This window comes from Pseudomonas sp. GL-B-19 (genome assembly GCF_019956415.1).
GTDB lineage: Bacteria > Pseudomonadota > Gammaproteobacteria > Pseudomonadales > Pseudomonadaceae > Aquipseudomonas.
Map to the genome: position 1 here is coordinate 58,133 of NZ_JAHBDK010000012.1, position 17,550 is coordinate 75,682.

A 17,550-nucleotide genomic window follows, 5' to 3' on the forward strand; every position below is an offset into this window, starting at 1 on the left:
GGTCGGTGGTACGTATAGATTAGTGCGAAGTCTCACGGTTTGGGTGCCTCTTTCTGACGCGCAGATGCTGCATTAATTCCCAAGGTGTAACTATACAGAGGCCGCCACCATCATTCTCGTTGTTTTGTGCCCATTTTGCGGCACTCGGGAAGTATTCATGAATGTTAAAATCGCCGCTTTCAGCATTCAGAGGGAACCGTTGTGCGCAAAATGGTCTTGGTAATCGTTCTATTGGCGTTAGCAGGGTGCGGTGAGGGCAAGGATGTTGACGCTCAAAAGTCTAAACCTGCAGTCGTTTCCGCACCTGCGTCTGAACCGGCTGCGGCTAGCGGGCCGCAATGGGATCTCGAAGTGCGAGGCGAAACAACCCAGGCTGTCAGCGATCTGAGTGGCTGGTTGATCGAGCATAGCTTCGTTTCCAACGTCGTCATGGAAAACGGCAAGGCGCGCATTTTGATGGGGCCATTCAATTCGAAAGCCGAGACCGAGGCCAAGCAGGCAGAGGTGGCCGCGGCGCTTGCACGGGCCAAGAAGCAGAATGTCGAATTGCTGGTGCTTGAGCGTCCTGCGGCCCAGTAACGCAGTCGGCTAGAAACGCAAAAGGCCTCGGGTACTACACCGAGGCCTTTTTACTTTTCAGCGGGCGATCAGCCGCAGGCTTTCATATTCACCGGCCCGACAAAATCGTTACCGCGACCCATGACGCACGCCACGCTTTGGTTGCGCTGACGCTCCCAGGGTTCAACCGGATAGGTTTTGTTCCAGGCCTCGTATAGTTGGCGATCCTGTTTCGACAAGCTCAAACCGTACTGCTTGCTCATGTAAAAATAAGTCCGGGCGATCATGCCGCGAATGGAGGGGCGGGGCATGACCTTCTTCGCCTTGAAGTCGACCTGAGTCAGGCACGAGCCATATTGACCGGTCTGCACCGGCAACCAACCAAAACTGAAGTTATTGCGATCGCCATTTACCTCGCCAATGCTCGGCACCAGGTTGTGCAAATCGGCTTCAGCCTTCTGGTAAACCGGATCGTAACGGGTGCAGTTCTTGCGTCCACCTGCCTGCCAGCACTGGCGCTGATGGCCGATCTGCCACGCCGGGACAATGTGTTCCCATTCGATGCGAGACGCGCGTTTGGCGTTTTTGCGCGGCACATAACCACAGGCCGCCAGGTTCACCTTGTTGCCGGTGTATTTGCAGCCACAATAGAACTCGGTGGATTGCGGCGCGTATAGCTTCCAGGCGACTTTTTTGGCTTCGCTGAAGGTGCGTGGGGCGCCAGCCTGGGCCCCGAGAGTGACGAGCAGAAACAGCAAAGCAAACCAGCGGACACTCATTGACTCAATCTTCCTTCGGCACAACCCAGAAAATCTGCACACCGCCATCGTCGCGATAGGCGAGGGTGACGTTGTCGTTCTCGTCGATTTCTTCGAGCAATTGTTCCCACTCATCCACCGGTTCGTCCGGAAGTCGGAAGATCAGTGCGGCTTTGGCTTTTTGAGCGGTGGGGGAATTGATGATTTTCTGAACGCGCAGACCCATGCGTGCATAGGTGTCAGGGGAGGCGGAAGTGGTGTCCACAGGATTATCCTTATTAAGCTGTACGTGCATACAGTATTTAACTGTAAGCATTTTCGCAACTGCTTAAAATTCAAGAAAATCCTCTGACAGCAGTTTTTCCCGTTTGGTGTAGGAAGAGGGGAAAACTTTTATCGGAGTTTTGCGAGGGGCGTGAACCACTCGTCAACGCTGACGAGTGGTTAAGAAAGTGCCCGACCAGAACCGGTCGGACGAGGGTGAATCAGTACTCCCAGAACATCCGTTGCAGCTCTTTGCTGTCGTTGGTCTTGGTCAGTGCAACCATGGCCAGGATGCGGGCTTTTTGCGGGTTCAAGTCGTGCGCGACAACCCAGTCGTATTTATCGTCAGGCTGTTCGGCATTACGCAGTACGAAGCCGCCGGCGTTGACGTGGGAGGAGCGAATGATTTGCACGCCGTCCTTGCGCAAGGCTTGCAAGGAGGGAACGACGCGCGAGGAAACCGAACCATTGCCGGTGCCGGCGTGGATGATCGCCTTGGCGCCGGACTGTGCCAGCGCCTTGTACGCCGTGTCGCTGACGTTGCCATAGGAATACGCGATTTCTACGTCAGGCAGGCTCTTGATGGTTTTGATGTCGAATTCCGAGTCCATGGTGTGGCGCTTGGCCGGCAGACGGAACCAGTAGGATTTACCTTCGACCACCATGCCCAATGGACCCCAGGCACTTTTAAACGCCTCAGTCTTGATGTTGATCATCTTGCTGACGTCGCGACCGGACTGTATCTCATCGTTCATGGTCACCAGGACGCCTTTGCCGCGCGCTTCTTTGCTGCTGGCGACGGCAACGGCGTTGTACAGGTTGAGCATGCCGTCCGCCGACATCGCGGTGCCTGGGCGCATGGAGCCGACGACGATAATCGGCTTATCGGTCTTTTCCACCAGGTTCAGGAAGTAGGCGGTTTCTTCCAGGGTGTCGGTGCCGTGGGTGATCACGATGCCATCGACATCTTTGCTGTCGGCCAGTTCGGCCACGCGACGGCCCAGTTGCAGCAGGTTGTCATTGGTGATGCTTTCCGAGGCGATCTGCATGACCTGTTCGCCACGAACGTTAGCCAGTTGGCTGAGTTCCGGAACGCCGGCAATCAATTGCTCGATACCCACTTTTGCCGCTTGATACGTCGCGCTGTTCGCAGCGCTCGCGCCGGCGCCGGCGATGGTGCCGCCAGTGGCCAGAATGACCACGTTCGCCAGTTTCTGTTGGGTTTCGACTTCTTTAGCCTGAAGGGCAGTAGGCAGCAGTAGCAGGAGGGCCAAAGCGCCCGGAATAAAAGTGTTGAAAGCAGATTTCATTATTTTCTCTCTAGTAGTCAGACGGTGCTGATGCAAGTTCATCTAGATACGCCCGCGGCAGCTCTGAACACCGTGGGTGTATGTGAAGAGCAGGATCTGTACCAGTCATGCGTTGAATGAGAAAAACTTTTAACTATCTGATTTATAAGGTTAATTTTATAAAATTCGTCAGCGTTGAAAATGGCGATGTCCGGGTTTCCGAATAAGTTGATCGTTTACGTTCGGCTCTCCGAAAACTCCTACGACTAATGTCGAGAAGGTCGCCTTGCGAAATCAAGATTCAGCGCTAAAGAATCCCGGGCATAGGTCGATGCCCCTCAAAGGTTATTTTTCTTACAGGAGTTCCCATGTCCTTCTCTATCGGTTTTCCCAATGCGGGTGCGATCACCATCGGTGGCCAGGCCCCGTCGACGATCAATGCCCTGAACGAAGCGACGGCAGATGCCGCCACACAGGTTTTGGGTAAGGGCGAGGGGGGTGAAAACCAGGTTCGAACCGGTGGCGGCGCTCAGGAGGAGGCCAAATCCGAGAGCGGCAGCACCCAAAGTATTGCGGTGCAAACGCTGCTCAAGCGAATGCAGGAACTGCAACAACAACTGCGCGAGCAACAGCAACAACTGGCGGCTGCTCAGGCAACGACTTATCCGACCCCGGAAGCCAAGGCTTCAGCGGTGATGTCTATTCAGGGGCAAATAGCCGACACCAGCGGTGCGCTGTCACAAGTGATGGGCAATCTGGTGAAAGAATTGGCCAAGGACTCCAGCACGGGAGGCCTGGTCAGCACGGCCGCTTGAGGAACAAGGCTGGTTTTTTACCTGCCGAGACACAAAACCGGTCGTTGACAATTCCCGGCCGGATTCGCATAGTTCGATCTACGCAAACGTTTGCGCTACCTGTTGGTGGCTCGTAACACCGACGATCGGAGTCCAGGCGTTACTCCAGTGCAAGCGTTGCTCACAATAATCATAAGATCGGGGTGAATCCATGAAGCTGCCATTCGCTGGACGTCTTCTTGCTGTCGCTATGCTGGCTGTCGCATCCGCCACGCTGCCTGTTACATCGGCCTTCGCCGAATCTCCTGAAAAACCCAAAGTCGCGCTGGTCATGAAATCCCTGGCCAATGAGTTCTTCCTGACCATGGAAGATGGCGCCAAGGCGTATCAAAAAGACCATTCCGGCGAATTCGAGCTGATCTCCAACGGCATCAAAGACGAAACGGATACTGCTGGCCAGACACGCATCGTCGAGCAAATGATTCTGGCCAAGGTCAATGCGCTGGTCATCGCGCCAGCGGACTCCAAGGCCATGGTTCCTGTGATCAAGAAAGCCATCGATGCCGGTATCACCGTGATCAACATCGACAACCAGCTGGATCCGGCCGTCGTCAAAAGCAAGAACATGACGGTGCCGTTCGTAGGCCCGGATAATCGCAAAGGCGCGCGTCTGGTCGGTGAGTACCTGGCCAAGCAGCTGAAGGCCGGTGACGAAGTCGGCATCATTGAAGGCGTCTCCACCACTACCAACGCTCAGGCCCGTACCGCAGGCTTCAAGGATGCGATGGAAGCGGCGCAGATCAAGGTCGTTTCGGTGCAGTCCGGTGACTGGGAGATCGACAAAGGCAACAAAGTTGCCGCTTCGATCCTTAGCGAATACCCGGATGTCAAAGCCCTGCTGGCCGGTAACGACAGCATGGCCGTCGGTGCCGTTTCCGCCGTGCGTGCAGCGGGTAAGGCCGGCAAAGTGCAAGTCGTCGGGTACGACAACATCAATGCCATCAAGCCAATGCTCAAAGATGGCCGCGTACTGGCAACTGCTGACCAGTTTGCCGCCAGGCAAGCGGTGTTCGGTATCGAGACTGCGCTGAAAATCATCAAGGGCGAGAAGGTCGACAGCGGCACCAACGGCGTGATCGAAACGCCGGTTGAACTGGTCACCAAGTAAGCCTTCTGGCGACACAATAGTGCTCGCCCGCTCGGGAGAGCACATGGAGAGTTTTATGTCCGTTTGCGCACCGAACGTTGTCCTCTCGGTCAGCGGTATCGGTAAGACCTACGCCCAGCCGGTGCTGACCGGCATCGACCTGGCGCTGATCCGCGGCGAGGTGCTGGCGCTGACCGGCGAGAATGGTGCGGGAAAAAGCACGCTGTCGAAGATCATCGGTGGGTTGGTGACGCCAACCACCGGCCAGATGCAGTTCCAGGGCCAGGACTACCGCCCCGGCAGCCGGACCCAGGCCGAAGACCTGGGCATCCGCATGGTCATGCAAGAGCTCAATCTGTTGCCGACCCTGTCGGTGGCGGAGAACCTGTTCCTCGACAATTTGCCCAGCCATGGCGGCTGGATCAGTCGCAAGCAATTGCGCAAAGCGGCGATCGAGGCCATGGCCCAGGTTGGCCTCGATGCGATCGACCCGGACACCCTGGTTGGCGACCTCGGCATTGGCCACCAGCAAATGGTTGAGATTGCCCGCAATCTGATCGGCGACTGCCATGTGCTGATCCTCGATGAGCCGACGGCGATGCTCACCGCGCGCGAAGTCGAGATGCTGTTCGAACAGATCACTCGCTTGCGGGCTCGCGGCGTGGCGATCATCTACATTTCCCACCGCCTCGAAGAATTGGCGCGGGTCGCCCAGCGCATTGCAGTTTTGCGCGATGGCAACCTGGTCTGCGTCGAGCCGATGGCCAATTACAACAGCGAGCAACTGGTGACCTTGATGGTCGGTCGTGAGCTCGGTGAACACATGGACATGGGGCCGCGCAAGATCGGCGCTCCCGCGTTGACGGTCAAAGGCCTGACCCGCTCCGACAAGGTTCGCGATGTGTCCTTCGAAGTGCGCGCCGGTGAAATCTACGGGATCTCTGGATTGATCGCGGCAGGGCGCACCGAGTTGCTGCGTCTGATCTTCGGTGCCGACACCGCCGACAGCGGCACGGTGGCGCTGGGGTCACCGACTCAGGTGGTGAGTATCCGTTCGCCAGCCGACGCGGTGAGTCACGGCATTGCCCTGATCACAGAGGATCGCAAGGGCGAAGGTTTGTTACTGACCCAATCGATCAGCGCCAACATTGCCTTGGGCAACATGCCGGTGATTTCCAGTGGCGGTTTCGTCAATAACAGCGACGAGATGTCTTTGGCACAGCGTCAGATCGACGCCATGCGCATCCGCAGTTCAAGTCCGACACAGTTGGTTTCCGAGCTCTCGGGTGGCAATCAGCAGAAGGTCGTGATCGGCCGCTGGCTTGAACGCGATTGCTCGGTGATGTTGTTTGACGAGCCGACCCGTGGCATCGATGTCGGCGCCAAATTCGACATTTATGCGTTGCTCGGAGAACTGACCCGCCAGGGCAAAGCACTGGTGGTGGTGTCCAGTGACTTGCGCGAGCTGATGCTGATCTGCGACCGGATCGGGGTGCTATCGGCTGGGCGCCTGATAGAAACCTTCGAGCGCGACAGCTGGAACCAGGACGACTTGCTTGCCGCCGCTTTTGCCGGCTACCAAAAACGTGATGCGTTGCTCAATGAAGCAGCGCCTAGGGATCTTCCATGAAAACTGCAACTTTTGCCGGCAAACGTAGTGGCAATTTCTACGGTCTGGGCACCTATCTGGGTCTGGCGGGTGCGTTGCTGGCGATGATTGCGCTGTTCTCGGTATTGAGCAGCCACTTTCTGTCTTATGACACGTTCAGCACCCTGGCCAACCAGATTCCCGATTTGATGGTACTGGCGGTCGGCATGACCTTCGTGTTGATCATCGGCGGCATCGACCTGTCGGTCGGTTCGGTGTTGGCACTGGCGGCATCAACGGTCAGCGTGGCCATTCTCGGCTGGGGCTGGAACGTGCTGCCGGCAGCGCTGCTCGGCATGGCGGCGGCAGCTCTGGCTGGGACCATCACCGGTTCGATCACCGTGGCCTGGCGGATTCCTTCGTTCATCGTGTCCCTGGGTGTGCTGGAAATGGCACGGGGCGTGGCGTATCAGATGACCGGATCACGTACGGCCTACATCGGTGACGCTTTCGCCTGGCTGTCCAATCCGATTGCCTTCGGCATCTCGCCGTCGTTCATCATCGCCTTGCTGATTATTTTCATCGCCCAGGCCGTGCTGACCCGAACGGTGTTCGGTCGCTACCTGATCGGCATCGGCACCAATGAAGAAGCGGTGCGTCTGGCGGGTATCAATCCAAAACCTTACAAGATTCTGGTGTTCAGCCTGATGGGGCTGCTGGCCGGCATTGCCGCGCTGTTTCAGATTTCGCGACTGGAGGCGGCAGACCCGAATGCCGGCTCCGGGCTGGAGTTACAGGTGATCGCAGCCGTGGTCATCGGCGGCACCAGTTTGATGGGGGGCCGTGGTTCGGTGATCAGCACGTTCTTCGGGGTCCTGATCATTTCCGTTTTGGCGGCCGGTCTGGCGCAGATCGGCGCGACCGAGCCCACCAAACGCATCATCACTGGCGCGGTGATCGTGGTGGCGGTGGTGCTTGATACTTATCGCAGTCAGCGCGCAAGCCGGCGGACCTGAATCATGGCAACGATCAAGGATGTAGCTGCACTGGCTGGAATTTCCTACACCACGGTGTCCCATGTGGTGAACAGGACCCGACCGGTCAGTGAAGAGGTGCGGATCAAAGTCGAGGCGGCGATCAAAACCCTGGACTACGTGCCGAGCGCCGTAGCCCGTTCGTTGAAGGCCAAAACCACCGCGACCATCGGTTTATTGGTGCCAAACAGCCTCAACCCGTACTTCGCCGAGTTGGCGCGAGGCATTGAGGATTACTGCGAGCGTAAGGGTTATTGCGTCATCCTCTGTAACTCCGACGACAACCCGGACAAGCAACGCAGCTACCTTCGCGTGTTGCTCGAAAAACGTATCGACGGTTTGATTGTCGCTTCGGCCGGCGGCGATGCGGGGCTGGCGGAAGGTCTTGCCGGTGTGCGCACGCCGATGGTCATCGTCGACCGCGGGCTGGAGGGCGTTGATGTCGATCTGGTGCGCATCGATCACGAATACGGTGCGTATCTGGCCACTCGACATCTGCTGGAGCTGGGGCATCGGGACATCGCCACCATCGGTGGTCCGGCGGGTACGAGCGTGGCGCAAATGCGTCTGGCCGGTTATTGCCGTGCCTTGCAAGAGGCGAGCGTCGAAGTGAATCGCGAACGCATGCTGGAAAGCGACTTCACCAGCACCGGCGGATACAACGCGGCAGCGATTTTGCTGGAGAAGAATCCGCCCAGCGCGATCTTCGCGGGTAACGACATGATCGGCATCGGTGTGCTGCGAGCGGCTGCAGAACGCAATGTTCGCGTACCGTCCGAGCTGTCGGTGATCGGCTTCGACGATATCCAGATGAGCCGTTATGTCTACCCGGCGCTGACCACGGTGGGGCAATCGATCCTGCAGCTCGGAGAGATGGCGGCTGAAGTGCTTTTGCGCAGGATCGCCACACCGGACATGGTCACCGAGCAGCGAATCGTGACGCCCAGTATTGTCCTTCGGGAGTCGACCGCGCCGCTCGCCGGCGTATTCGCCCAGTTCCGTTGAAACAGAAAGCCGCAATACCCAAAGCGCCGCAGAAACAGAATTGATGAGTAGCGATGTATGCCAGCAAAAGTAGTGGTGATAGGCAGTCTGAACATGGACCTGGTAACCCGGGCTCCAAGGTTGCCGCGAGGCGGTGAAACGCTGATCGGTCAGTCGTTTGCCACGGTTTCCGGTGGTAAGGGGGCCAATCAGGCTGTCGCGGCGGCCCGATTGGGTGCCGATGTGTCGATGGTCGGTTGTGTGGGCAGCGATGCTTATGGCGCGCAATTGCGCGGGGCGCTGTTGGCCGAACAGATCGATTGTCAGGCGGTCAGCACCGTTGATGACTCCAGCGGTGTGGCGTTGATCGTGGTCGATGACAACAGTCAGAACGCCATCGTCATCGTCGCGGGTGCCAACGGTGCGCTGACGCCGCAAGTCATCGACCGTTTCGATGCCGTATTGCAGGCGGCAGATGTGATCATCTGTCAGCTGGAGGTGCCGGACGCTACGGTTGGCCATGCCCTCAAACGAGGTCGTGAACTGGGCAAGACCGTCATTCTCAACCCGGCACCCGCCAGTCGCCCATTACCGGCGGACTGGTTTGCCGCCATCGATTACCTGATCCCCAACGAGAGTGAAGCCTCTGCCCTGACAGGTTTGCCGGTGGATTCCCTGGAATCGGCAGAAACCGCCGCGACCCGACTGATCGCGATGGGCGCGGGCAAAGTGATTATCACCTTGGGTGCCGAAGGTTCGCTGTTTGCCGATGGCACACGCCTGGAGCATTTCCCGGCACCGAGGGTCAAAGCCGTCGATACCACGGCCGCCGGGGATACCTTCGTGGGTGGTTTTGCTGCCGCATTGGCCTCCGGGAGCAGCGAAGCCGAAGCGATTCGATTCGGCCAGGTAGCCGCGGCACTGTCGGTTACCCGGGCTGGCGCGCAACCCTCGATTCCCACCTTGTCCGACGTACAGGCGTTTAAAGCACCATGAAAAAAACACCGCTGCTCAATGTCGCGTTGTCGCGGCTGATTGCCTCGCTGGGTCACGGCGACATGGTCGTCATCGGCGATGCCGGTCTGCCGGTGCCGCCAGGCGTCGAGTTGATCGATCTGGCGCTGACCCAAGGTATTCCGGACTTCATCAGTACCTTGAAGGTTGTGCTCAGCGAAATGCAGGTCGAAAGCCATGTTTTGGCCCAAGAGATTCTGGACAAGCAGCCGCCGGCAATGAGCGTTCTGGACGAACTGAACGTCGATGGCGTTCTAGGTTCGCGCGAATGGCTTAGCCATGACCAGTTCAAGGTCCTCAGCCGACAGGCGCGGGCGATTGTTCGTACCGGCGAATGCGCGCCGTACTGCAACATCGTGCTGGTGTCGGGGGTGACGTTCTAGCGCACTGAACACATTCGGTTCCCCCACGCACAAGGAGTGCGATATGTACCGCTATGCTCAGAAACTGCATCACCTGCTTTGGAGTCTGCTGCTTGTGTCCCTGATTACTGCAACGAGCGCCCAGGCGGCGGAACAGATCGACTTGATCATCGACACCGATCCGGGTGCCGACGATGTGGTCGCCTTGCTGTTCGCGCTGGCTTCGCCGCAAGAGCTGAACATTCGTGCGCTGACCACCGTGGCGGGCAATGTGCGTCTGGACAAGACGTCGCGTAACGCACGGCTGGCCCGTGAGTGGGCGGGGCGCGAAGACGTGCCGGTTTACGCCGGTGCCCCGAAACCGCTGATGCGCACGCCGATCTATGCGGAGGACATTCATGGCAAGGAAGGTCTGTCGGGCGTCACCGTGCACGAGCCAAAGAAAGGGCTGGCTGAAGGCAATGCGGTCAATTACCTGATCGATACCTTAAAAACCGCCAAACCCCACAGCATCACTATCGCCATACTCGGTCCACAGACCAATCTGGCCCTGGCGCTGATCCAGGAGCCGGAGATTGTTCAGGGCATCAAGGAAGTGGTGGTCATGGGCGGCGCGCATTTCAACGGTGGCAACATTACGCCGGTAGCGGAGTTCAATCTGTTCGCCGATCCACAGGCCGCTGAAGTTGTGTTGAAAAGTGGTGTGAAGCTGACCTATCTGCCGCTGGACGTGACCCACAAGATCCTCACCAGCGAAGCTTGTCTGAAACAGATCGCCGCGCTGAACAACAATGCCAGCAAGCTGGTGGGCGGTATTCTCAACGAATACGTCAAAGGCGATATGGAGCACTACGGTCTTTCGGGTGGCCCGGTGCATGACGCAACCGTCATTGCCTACCTGCTCAAGCCTGAGCTCTTTACCGGTCGCTCGGTCAACGTGGTCGTTGATAGCCGCGAAGGCCCGACCTTTGGTCAAACCATTGTCGACTGGCATGACGGCCTGAAAGCACCGAAGAATGCTTTCTGGGTTGAAAGTGGCGATGCTCAGGGCTTCTTCGACTTGCTGACTCAGCGACTGGCTCGGCTGAAGTAAGCCGCCCGCAGCAGGTGCCAACCTGCGGGTTTTACGCCTGTCGTGCCTCCGCTACGGCCTTTTGGTCCGCCAGGTGTTTTTCAAAAATCTGCTCGATGAAGTCCTGGGCGGCCTCGGCTCCAATGTCCCTGACCAATAGATCGATACTGATAATGGCAAGCTCTTCCGTGCTGCCTGGGCTGTAAGAACTGTGCCCGTCTTGCCACTTGGCTTTGATGTCGGCGTCGATACTTACAGTGGTCATGATGGCGCTCGTGAGGTAGGGGAGGTCTGGGTGTCGAGTTAACCATTTTGCGCGGCGTTTAGCACTCCGACTTAGGCATGGGGGAAGGGCTATGCGACACTTGGTCTTTGACGAATTTTCAAGGACCGCGCTGTGCAGATCGATTTGAACACTCCTGACAGTTTGACCCTTGAGGCTGTGCGCCAGCTGTTGGCGTCCGCCAGTGACGATGAACACACTCAACTGCGGGTCACCCAAAACGGTATCGCCTACATCTCTTCAGGAGTCGTCGGCGGTACTGACATCGGCGGGCTGCGATTTCGGCTAGAGACGTGGGCCAAAGGCTCGGGCTATGTAGGATTGGTCGCAGCCAGTGACGAAGTCTGGGTCATGCAGATTTTCAATGCGCTGAAAGAGAACTGGCCGAACCCACCATACGACTACATCGACGTTTATTGAGCGCTGTTCATATTCAGTCACGATTGAGTGATGAAGGGCGGGGCGATGCTCAGGCAAACTTGGCACTTGTCCGGATCAAGGTAAGGATGGCATTTGCCTTGAAACCTGTCGCCGTCATCGCGGTCGCACGATCTCAGCTCAATTATTTACAAAGGAGGCTTCATGCCTTGGAAGCTCGCGTCATTGGGTACTTTGTTCGCCGTCACTCTGCTGGCAGGTTGCAGCAGTACGTCATCCGAGTCGACAACAGACCCTGTAGCGACGACTGACACGGGACATAGCCGCTGTGAGGCAAAGGCTGCCGAATTCACCCTCGGCAAAGCGGCTTCGCCCGAACTGCTGGAGCAGGCGCGCACTCGCGCAGGCGCACAGAATGCACGGTTCCTGTCGCCCAATGACATGGTGACGCTGGAATACCGCTCTGATCGCTTGAACCTGCACACCGATGCCAATCGGGTGGTCACTCGCGTCAACTGCGGCTGAACGCGCAAGGCTTTTGTTTCGCCCATAAAAAACCCCGTCACATGGACGGGGTTTTCTTAGTGCGCCAGAAACTTACTCTGGGCGAACTTGTGCAGCTTGCATACCCTTTTGGCCTTTCTCAGCCACGAAGGAAACGGTCTGGCCTTCTTTCAGGCTTTTGAAACCGTCGCTTTCGATAGCTTTGAAGTGTACGAACAGGTCGTCACCGCCACCTTGAGGAGTGATGAAGCCGAAGCCTTTTTCATCGTTGAACCATTTAACGGTGCCGGTTTGGCGATTAGACATGGTGTATCTCCAAGAAACATATATTTTCAGTAGTGCTGTGCTGCTCAGGCCAACTGGGCACACCGGAGTATCATAGTCGAAATGTTCGCTTTGGGAGCCCCCCGGACGTGCTGTTTGCCTCGCTGTCGAGCGTTCTTTGGTGCTTCAAGTGGCTGAAAGCCCCGATTTTAAAGGCTTTCAGCCGAAAGTAAAGACGATAAAAAAAGCTGTAAAACCTTCAAAAAATGTCTGACAAAGCGACATTCGGGCAGTTTTTTCGGTCATTGCAGGTGAAAAAATGAATGCGTGAAGCTTATTTTTTCGCGCCGGTATCGACCCTGCAAGTGGCGATTTTCTGCATCGCCTGATTTGCCAACTCTTGACTGGCTTTGCCGTCCATCAATGCCTGGAGGTCTTTGGCTGGATACGATTTGAGCTGGTCGGCGCCGCAACCACAGACGGCTTTTGCCTTCGCATCACCGATCTTGTGTGCCGCCGCAGGGACGCACTGCGCCATGTATTTCTCGCGCTCGCCCTTTGGCCAGTCGGCATGGGCGGCCAATGGCAGCAGCAGAACGATGGGGGCGACTACGGCGAATAAACGGTTCAGACGCATGCTGGGATGCTCCTTTTGGGTCAATGACGTGTTATCTGAGGTGCAAAGCGGTGCTCAAGTTCAGCACTCTGGCATAAAAATGCCCGATTTGCCCCCGCACAAAGCCTGCTTGCGTCGACGACCGTTCATCTGTGCTAGCATGCCTCGCTCGGGCGTTTGCAAGCTCCGGATGACCTTCAGTCCCGGTGGCGGCAACTGCGCGAATAACCCTGATTTGAATCCCAGTCACTCTGGTTCGGTTTTCCGGTTGGCCGCAAGGCTCCTGCCGCTGTAAGGCAGGCGTTCGTCATTGAATGGCCTGGATCGGATCTTGTACTGGCTCATCCCAACCCACGTGACCTTTGGTAGGGGTCACCACTAGGAGAGGAGGCGCCATGCCAACTATTACTCTTCCCGACGGCAGTCAACGTTCATTCGATCACCCGGTTTCCGTAGCCGAGGTCGCCGCATCCATTGGTGCGGGTCTGGCCAAAGCCACCGTGGCCGGCAAGGTCAATGGCAAGCTGGTAGACGCCAGCGACAGCATCGACAGCGATTCCACGCTGCAAATCATTACGCCAAAGGATGAAGAGGGGCTGGAGATCATTCGCCACTCTTGCGCCCACTTGGTTGGCCACGCGGTCAAACAGTTGTACCCGACCGCCAAAATGGTGATAGGGCCGGTCATTGACGAAGGCTTCTATTACGACATCGCCTTCGAACGTCCTTTCACTCCGGACGACCTGGCCGCCATCGAACAGCGCATGCAGCAGCTGATCGAAAAAGATTACGACGTGATCAAGAAAGTCACTCCGCGCGCCGAAGTGATCGAAGTGTTCAAGGCCCGTGGCGAAGACTACAAGCTGCGCCTGGTCGAGGACATGCCGAACGAACAGGCCATGGGCCTGTACTATCACGAAGAATACGTCGACATGTGCCGCGGCCCGCACGTGCCGAACACGCGTTTCCTGAAATCCTTCAAACTGACCAAGTTGTCCGGTGCCTACTGGCGTGGCGACGCCAAAAACGAGCAATTGCAGCGCGTTTACGGCACCGCTTGGGCAGACAAGAAGCAGCTGGCGGCTTACATCCAGCGCATCGAAGAAGCTGAAAAGCGCGATCATCGCAAGATCGGCAAGCGCCTGGGCCTGTTCCACACCCAGGAAGAGTCGCCGGGCATGGTGTTCTGGCACCCGAACGGCTGGACTCTGTACCAGGTGCTCGAGCAGTACATGCGCAAGGTACAGCGCGACAACGGCTACCTGGAGATCAAGACTCCACAAGTCGTTGACCGCAGCCTGTGGGAGAAATCCGGGCACTGGGCCAACTACGCCGACAACATGTTTACCACTCAGTCGGAAAACCGCGACTACGCCATCAAGCCGATGAACTGCCCTTGCCACGTGCAAGTGTTCAATCAAGGCCTGAAAAGCTACCGCGAGTTGCCGATGCGTCTGGCTGAATTCGGTGCTTGCCACCGTAACGAGCCATCGGGTGCGTTGCACGGCATCATGCGCGTGCGTGCGTTCACTCAGGACGACGCCCACATCTTCTGTACTGAAGAGCAGATGCAGGCCGAATCCGCTGCATTCATCAAGCTGACCATGGACGTTTATGCCGACTTCGGCTTTAAAGACGTCGAGATGAAGCTGTCCACTCGTCCGGAAAAACGCGTTGGTTCCGACGAGCTGTGGGATCGCGCCGAAGCGGCATTGGCTGCAGCCCTTGATAGCGCTGGCCTGCCGTATGATCTGCAGCCGGGCGAAGGTGCTTTCTACGGTCCGAAGATCGAGTTCTCGCTGAAAGATTGCCTTGGCCGTGTCTGGCAGTGTGGTACCCTTCAGCTCGATTTTAACCTGCCTGTCCGTCTGGGAGCTGAATACGTCTCCGAAGACAACAGTCGCAAGCACCCGGTAATGTTGCATCGGGCGATCCTGGGCTCCTTCGAACGTTTCGTCGGAATTCTGATCGAGCACTACGAGGGTGCATTCCCTGCGTGGTTGGCTCCGACTCAGGCAGTGATCATGAATATCACTGATAAACAGGCTGATTTTGCCGCCGAGGTTGAAAAAACTCTCAACGAAAGCGGATTTCGTGCCAAGTCTGACTTGAGAAATGAAAAGATCGGCTTTAAAATCCGCGAGCATACTTTGCTCAAGGTTCCCTATCTCTTGGTTATTGGAGATCGGGAAGTCGAGATGCAGACTGTCGCTGTGCGTACTCGTGAAGGTGCTGACCTGGGCTCGATGCCCGTCGCCCAGTTCGCTGAGTTTCTCGCGCAAGCGGTTTCCCGGCGTGGTCGCCCAGATTCGGAGTAATTATTATTAAGCGTGAAATGAGACAAGATAAACGAGCTGCACCGAAAGCCCCGATCAACGAGAATATCTCGGCACGCGAGGTTCGGTTAATTGGGGCTGAGGGTGAGCAGCTTGGGATTGTGTCAATTGAAGACGCGCTTCTTAAGGCTGAAGAGGCCAAACTGGATCTGGTGGAAATTTCCGCCGATGCAGTACCCCCTGTTTGCAAGCTGATGGACTACGGCAAGTCGATCTTCGAGAAGAAGAAGCAGATTGCTGCGGCCAAGAAAAACCAGAAGCAAATTCAGGTTAAAGAAATCAAGTTTCGTCCAGGGACGGAGGAAGGGGATTACCAGGTAAAACTGCGCAACCTGGTACGTTTCCTGAGTGATGGGGACAGGGCCAAGGTATCCTTGCGATTCCGCGGCCGTGAGATGGCCCACCAGGAGCTGGGGATGGAACTCCTCAAGCGAGTTGAAGGTGACTTGCTCGAGTACGGTTCGGTCGAACAGCATCCTAAGATGGAAGGACGCCAGCTGATCATGGTCATCGCCCCGAAAAAGAAGAAGTAATCAACAGGGCACGGCAGGCCTTCTGATTATGTTTATCAACTGAATGCGGAGTATCCGAACATGCCAAAAATGAAAACGAAAAGTGGTGCTGCTAAGCGGTTTCTGAAAACTGCTAACGGTATCAAGCACAAGCACGCTTTCAAGAGCCACATCCTGACTAAAATGTCGACCAAGCGTAAGCGTCAACTGCGCGGTAGCAGCTTGCTGCATCCGTCTGACGTGGCAAAAGTCGAGCGCATGCTGCGCCTTCGTTAATTTTAGTCAAGAATAGAGGAAGTAACTCATGGCTCGTGTAAAGCGTGGCGTCATTGCCCGTAAACGTCACAAAAAAATTCTGAAACTTGCTAAAGGCTACTACGGCGCTCGCTCGCGCGTATTCCGTGTTGCCAAGCAAGCGGTAATCAAGGCAGGCCAATACGCCTACCGTGACCGTCGTCAGAAAAAACGTCAGTTCCGCGCTCTGTGGATCGCTCGTATCAACGCTGGTGCACGTATCAACGGTCTGTCCTACAGCCGTTTCATCGCCGGCCTGAAAAAAGCGTCCATCGAGATCGACCGTAAGGTTCTGGCTGATCTGGCAGTGAACGAAAAAGCGGCGTTTGCTGCGATTGTCGAGAAAGCTAAAGCCACCTTGGCTTAAGTACCCCCGACAGTCACCCGGCCTCACCTCTGTGGGGTCAGGTGTTAAACGTCATAAATAGGGGAAGAGCCTTCAAGCTCTTCCCCTATTTTGTATCTGGAGTCTGTACATGGAAAACCTGGATGCGCTCGTCTCTCAAGCACTAGAGGCTGTGCAAAGCGCTGAAGATATCAATGCCCTGGAGCAAATCCGGGTTCACTACCTTGGCAAAAAAGGTGAATTGACTCAGGTGATGAAGACCCTGGGGAATTTGCCGGCAGAAGAGCGTCCGCAAGTCGGCGCCCTGATCAACGTTGCCAAGGAGCGTGTCACAGAGGTTCTCAACGCTCGCAAGGCACTGTTTGAAGAGGCCGACCTGGCCGCCAAACTGTCTGCCGAGTCGATTGACGTGACCCTGCCTGGCCGCGGTCAGACCTCGGGTGGTCTGCATCCGGTTACCCGCACTCTGGAACGTATCGAACAGTTCTTCACCCACATCGGCTACGGCATCGCCGAAGGCCCTGAGGTCGAAGACGACTATCACAACTTCGAAGCGCTCAACATCCCAGGCCACCACCCGGCCCGGTCGATGCATGACACCTTCTATTTCAATGCCAACATGTTGCTGCGCACCCATACCTCGCCGGTACAGGTCCGCACCATGGAATCGAAACAACCGCCGATCCGCATCGTCTGCCCAGGCCGTGTGTACCGTAGCGACTCCGATATCACTCACTCGCCGATGTTCCACCAGGTTGAAGGCCTGCTGGTCGATCGCGATATCAACTTCGCCGACCTGAAAGGGACCATCGAAGAGTTCCTGCGCGTGTTCTTCGAAAAAGAACTGGCCGTGCGTTTCCGTCCTTCGTACTTCCCGTTCACCGAGCCATCCGCCGAAGTCGACATGGAGTGCGTGATGTGCAGCGGTAAAGGCTGCCGCGTCTGCAAACAGACTGGCTGGCTGGAAGTGATGGGCTGCGGCATGGTTCACCCGAACGTGTTGCGCATGTCCGGGATCGACCCGGAAGAGTTTTCGGGCTTTGCCTTTGGCATGGGTGTTGAGCGTCTGGCCATGCTGCGTTACGGCGTGAACGACTTGCGTCTGTTCTTCGACAACGACTTGCGGTTCCTCGCGCAATTTCGCTAGCCGTAA

The 17,550-nt window shown here is 56.8% G+C and carries 22 protein-coding genes; 16 read left to right on the forward strand and 6 right to left on the reverse strand.

Annotation, left to right across the window (positions count from 1 at the left end; translation table 11 throughout):
- Positions 1-201: 201 nt before the first annotated feature.
- On the forward strand, positions 202-579 hold the full coding sequence (locus KGB06_RS01975) for an SPOR domain-containing protein (RefSeq protein ID WP_223511517.1): 378 nt from the start codon (positions 202-204) through the stop codon (positions 577-579).
- 68 nt (positions 580-647) lie between these two features.
- On the opposite strand, the gene KGB06_RS01980 is transcribed toward KGB06_RS01975, so the two are convergent.
- From KGB06_RS01980 to KGB06_RS01990, 3 genes are all read right to left on the reverse strand, one after another.
- Positions 648-1,337 (reverse strand): endonuclease, encoded by a 690-nt coding sequence (locus tag KGB06_RS01980; protein ID WP_223511519.1) that lies wholly within the window; start codon positions 1,335-1,337, stop codon positions 648-650.
- 4 nt (positions 1,338-1,341) lie between these two features.
- Entirely contained in the window at positions 1,342-1,632 is a 291-nt protein-coding gene (locus KGB06_RS01985; RefSeq protein ID WP_223511521.1) for a DUF1654 domain-containing protein, read from the reverse strand.
- 169 nt (positions 1,633-1,801) lie between these two features.
- A complete protein-coding gene (locus KGB06_RS01990; RefSeq protein WP_223511522.1) occupies positions 1,802-2,890 on the reverse strand; it encodes an asparaginase in 1,089 nt (362 codons plus the stop codon).
- 347 nt (positions 2,891-3,237) lie between these two features.
- Between KGB06_RS01990 and KGB06_RS01995 the strand changes: the two genes are divergently transcribed.
- The 8 genes from KGB06_RS01995 to KGB06_RS02030 all read left to right on the forward strand — a co-directional run bounded on the left by KGB06_RS01995 (position 3,238) and on the right by KGB06_RS02030 (position 10,885).
- Positions 3,238-3,684, forward strand: a complete 447-nt coding sequence (locus KGB06_RS01995) for a hypothetical protein (RefSeq protein ID WP_223511523.1) — start codon at positions 3,238-3,240, stop codon at positions 3,682-3,684.
- Between the two features lie 190 nt (positions 3,685-3,874).
- Positions 3,875-4,831: a sugar ABC transporter substrate-binding protein gene (locus KGB06_RS02000; RefSeq protein ID WP_223511524.1), complete on the forward strand. Its 957-nt coding sequence runs from the start codon at positions 3,875-3,877 to the stop codon at positions 4,829-4,831.
- A 55-nt stretch (positions 4,832-4,886) separates the two neighbouring features.
- Positions 4,887-6,440 (forward strand): sugar ABC transporter ATP-binding protein, encoded by a 1,554-nt coding sequence (locus KGB06_RS02005; RefSeq protein WP_223511525.1) that lies wholly within the window; start codon positions 4,887-4,889, stop codon positions 6,438-6,440.
- The gene (locus KGB06_RS02010) at positions 6,437-7,414 is read left to right on the forward strand and encodes an ABC transporter permease (RefSeq protein ID WP_223511526.1); all 978 of its coding nucleotides are present in this window, start codon (positions 6,437-6,439) and stop codon (positions 7,412-7,414) included. Before KGB06_RS02005 ends, KGB06_RS02010 begins: the two co-directional genes overlap by 4 nt.
- A gap of 3 nt (positions 7,415-7,417) precedes the next feature.
- The gene (locus tag KGB06_RS02015) at positions 7,418-8,437 is read left to right on the forward strand and encodes a LacI family DNA-binding transcriptional regulator (RefSeq protein WP_223511527.1); all 1,020 of its coding nucleotides are present in this window, start codon (positions 7,418-7,420) and stop codon (positions 8,435-8,437) included.
- 57 nt (positions 8,438-8,494) lie between these two features.
- The gene (rbsK, locus tag KGB06_RS02020) at positions 8,495-9,412 is read left to right on the forward strand and encodes a ribokinase (protein ID WP_223511528.1); all 918 of its coding nucleotides are present in this window, start codon (positions 8,495-8,497) and stop codon (positions 9,410-9,412) included.
- The gene (gene rbsD, locus KGB06_RS02025) at positions 9,409-9,813 is read left to right on the forward strand and encodes a D-ribose pyranase (RefSeq protein WP_223511530.1); all 405 of its coding nucleotides are present in this window, start codon (positions 9,409-9,411) and stop codon (positions 9,811-9,813) included. Before rbsK ends, rbsD begins: the two co-directional genes overlap by 4 nt.
- 43 nt (positions 9,814-9,856) lie before the next feature.
- The gene (locus tag KGB06_RS02030) at positions 9,857-10,885 is read left to right on the forward strand and encodes a nucleoside hydrolase (protein ID WP_223511531.1); all 1,029 of its coding nucleotides are present in this window, start codon (positions 9,857-9,859) and stop codon (positions 10,883-10,885) included.
- A 31-nt stretch (positions 10,886-10,916) separates the two neighbouring features.
- On the opposite strand, the gene KGB06_RS02035 is transcribed toward KGB06_RS02030, so the two are convergent.
- On the reverse strand, positions 10,917-11,129 hold the full coding sequence (locus KGB06_RS02035) for a hypothetical protein (protein ID WP_223511532.1): 213 nt from the start codon (positions 11,127-11,129) through the stop codon (positions 10,917-10,919).
- Between the two features lie 132 nt (positions 11,130-11,261).
- Between KGB06_RS02035 and KGB06_RS02040 the strand changes: the two genes are divergently transcribed.
- Both KGB06_RS02040 and KGB06_RS02045 read left to right on the forward strand, forming a co-directional pair.
- Entirely contained in the window at positions 11,262-11,567 is a 306-nt protein-coding gene (locus KGB06_RS02040) for a hypothetical protein (RefSeq protein ID WP_223511534.1), read from the forward strand.
- 162 nt (positions 11,568-11,729) lie between these two features.
- Positions 11,730-12,050 (forward strand): I78 family peptidase inhibitor, encoded by a 321-nt coding sequence (locus KGB06_RS02045; RefSeq protein WP_223511535.1) that lies wholly within the window; start codon positions 11,730-11,732, stop codon positions 12,048-12,050.
- A gap of 72 nt (positions 12,051-12,122) precedes the next feature.
- Here the strand turns inward: KGB06_RS02045 and KGB06_RS02050 are convergent, their stop codons facing one another.
- Both KGB06_RS02050 and KGB06_RS02055 read right to left on the reverse strand, forming a co-directional pair.
- Entirely contained in the window at positions 12,123-12,335 is a 213-nt protein-coding gene (locus tag KGB06_RS02050) for a cold-shock protein (protein WP_003179963.1), read from the reverse strand.
- Between the two features lie 292 nt (positions 12,336-12,627).
- Positions 12,628-12,930, reverse strand: coding sequence for a hypothetical protein (locus tag KGB06_RS02055; RefSeq protein ID WP_223511536.1), 303 nt, complete (start codon positions 12,928-12,930; stop codon positions 12,628-12,630).
- Between the two features lie 374 nt (positions 12,931-13,304).
- Here KGB06_RS02055 and thrS point away from each other — a divergent pair, with 374 nt between their 5' ends.
- The 5 genes from thrS to pheS all read left to right on the forward strand — a co-directional run bounded on the left by thrS (position 13,305) and on the right by pheS (position 17,544).
- Entirely contained in the window at positions 13,305-15,227 is a 1,923-nt protein-coding gene (gene thrS, locus KGB06_RS02060; RefSeq protein ID WP_223511537.1) for a threonine--tRNA ligase, read from the forward strand.
- Positions 15,227-15,778: a translation initiation factor IF-3 gene (gene infC, locus KGB06_RS02065; protein ID WP_172435341.1), complete on the forward strand. Its 552-nt coding sequence runs from the start codon at positions 15,227-15,229 to the stop codon at positions 15,776-15,778. Before thrS ends, infC begins: the two co-directional genes overlap by 1 nt.
- 60 nt (positions 15,779-15,838) lie before the next feature.
- Positions 15,839-16,033, forward strand: coding sequence for a 50S ribosomal protein L35 (rpmI, locus tag KGB06_RS02070; RefSeq protein WP_002553160.1), 195 nt, complete (start codon positions 15,839-15,841; stop codon positions 16,031-16,033).
- A 28-nt stretch (positions 16,034-16,061) separates the two neighbouring features.
- Positions 16,062-16,418, forward strand: a complete 357-nt coding sequence (gene rplT, locus KGB06_RS02075) for a 50S ribosomal protein L20 (protein ID WP_007905879.1) — start codon at positions 16,062-16,064, stop codon at positions 16,416-16,418.
- A 109-nt stretch (positions 16,419-16,527) separates the two neighbouring features.
- Entirely contained in the window at positions 16,528-17,544 is a 1,017-nt protein-coding gene (gene pheS / locus KGB06_RS02080; RefSeq protein ID WP_007905876.1) for a phenylalanine--tRNA ligase subunit alpha, read from the forward strand.
- Positions 17,545-17,550: the final 6 nt, after the last annotated feature.

Coding starts and splice junctions, on each gene's coding strand:
- KGB06_RS01985 (WP_223511521.1), bottom strand. CDS start 1,632: ATGCTTACAGTTAAATACTGTATGCACGTACAGCTTAATAAGGATAAT.
- rplT (WP_007905879.1), top strand. CDS start 16,062: ATGGCTCGTGTAAAGCGTGGCGTCATTGCCCGTAAACGTCACAAAAAA.
- KGB06_RS02005 (WP_223511525.1), top strand. CDS start 4,887: ATGTCCGTTTGCGCACCGAACGTTGTCCTCTCGGTCAGCGGTATCGGT.
- rpmI (WP_002553160.1), top strand. CDS start 15,839: ATGCCAAAAATGAAAACGAAAAGTGGTGCTGCTAAGCGGTTTCTGAAA.
- KGB06_RS02000 (WP_223511524.1), top strand. CDS start 3,875: ATGAAGCTGCCATTCGCTGGACGTCTTCTTGCTGTCGCTATGCTGGCT.
- KGB06_RS02035 (WP_223511532.1), bottom strand. CDS start 11,129: ATGACCACTGTAAGTATCGACGCCGACATCAAAGCCAAGTGGCAAGAC.
- pheS (WP_007905876.1), top strand. CDS start 16,528: ATGGAAAACCTGGATGCGCTCGTCTCTCAAGCACTAGAGGCTGTGCAA.
- KGB06_RS02050 (WP_003179963.1), bottom strand. CDS start 12,335: ATGTCTAATCGCCAAACCGGCACCGTTAAATGGTTCAACGATGAAAAA.
- KGB06_RS02010 (WP_223511526.1), top strand. CDS start 6,437: ATGAAAACTGCAACTTTTGCCGGCAAACGTAGTGGCAATTTCTACGGT.
- KGB06_RS02045 (WP_223511535.1), top strand. CDS start 11,730: ATGCCTTGGAAGCTCGCGTCATTGGGTACTTTGTTCGCCGTCACTCTG.
- KGB06_RS01990 (WP_223511522.1), bottom strand. CDS start 2,890: ATGAAATCTGCTTTCAACACTTTTATTCCGGGCGCTTTGGCCCTCCTG.
- KGB06_RS02055 (WP_223511536.1), bottom strand. CDS start 12,930: ATGCGTCTGAACCGTTTATTCGCCGTAGTCGCCCCCATCGTTCTGCTG.
- KGB06_RS02015 (WP_223511527.1), top strand. CDS start 7,418: ATGGCAACGATCAAGGATGTAGCTGCACTGGCTGGAATTTCCTACACC.
- thrS (WP_223511537.1), top strand. CDS start 13,305: ATGCCAACTATTACTCTTCCCGACGGCAGTCAACGTTCATTCGATCAC.
- KGB06_RS01980 (WP_223511519.1), bottom strand. CDS start 1,337: ATGAGTGTCCGCTGGTTTGCTTTGCTGTTTCTGCTCGTCACTCTCGGG.
- KGB06_RS02030 (WP_223511531.1), top strand. CDS start 9,857: ATGTACCGCTATGCTCAGAAACTGCATCACCTGCTTTGGAGTCTGCTG.
- rbsK (WP_223511528.1), top strand. CDS start 8,495: ATGCCAGCAAAAGTAGTGGTGATAGGCAGTCTGAACATGGACCTGGTA.
- rbsD (WP_223511530.1), top strand. CDS start 9,409: ATGAAAAAAACACCGCTGCTCAATGTCGCGTTGTCGCGGCTGATTGCC.
- KGB06_RS01995 (WP_223511523.1), top strand. CDS start 3,238: ATGTCCTTCTCTATCGGTTTTCCCAATGCGGGTGCGATCACCATCGGT.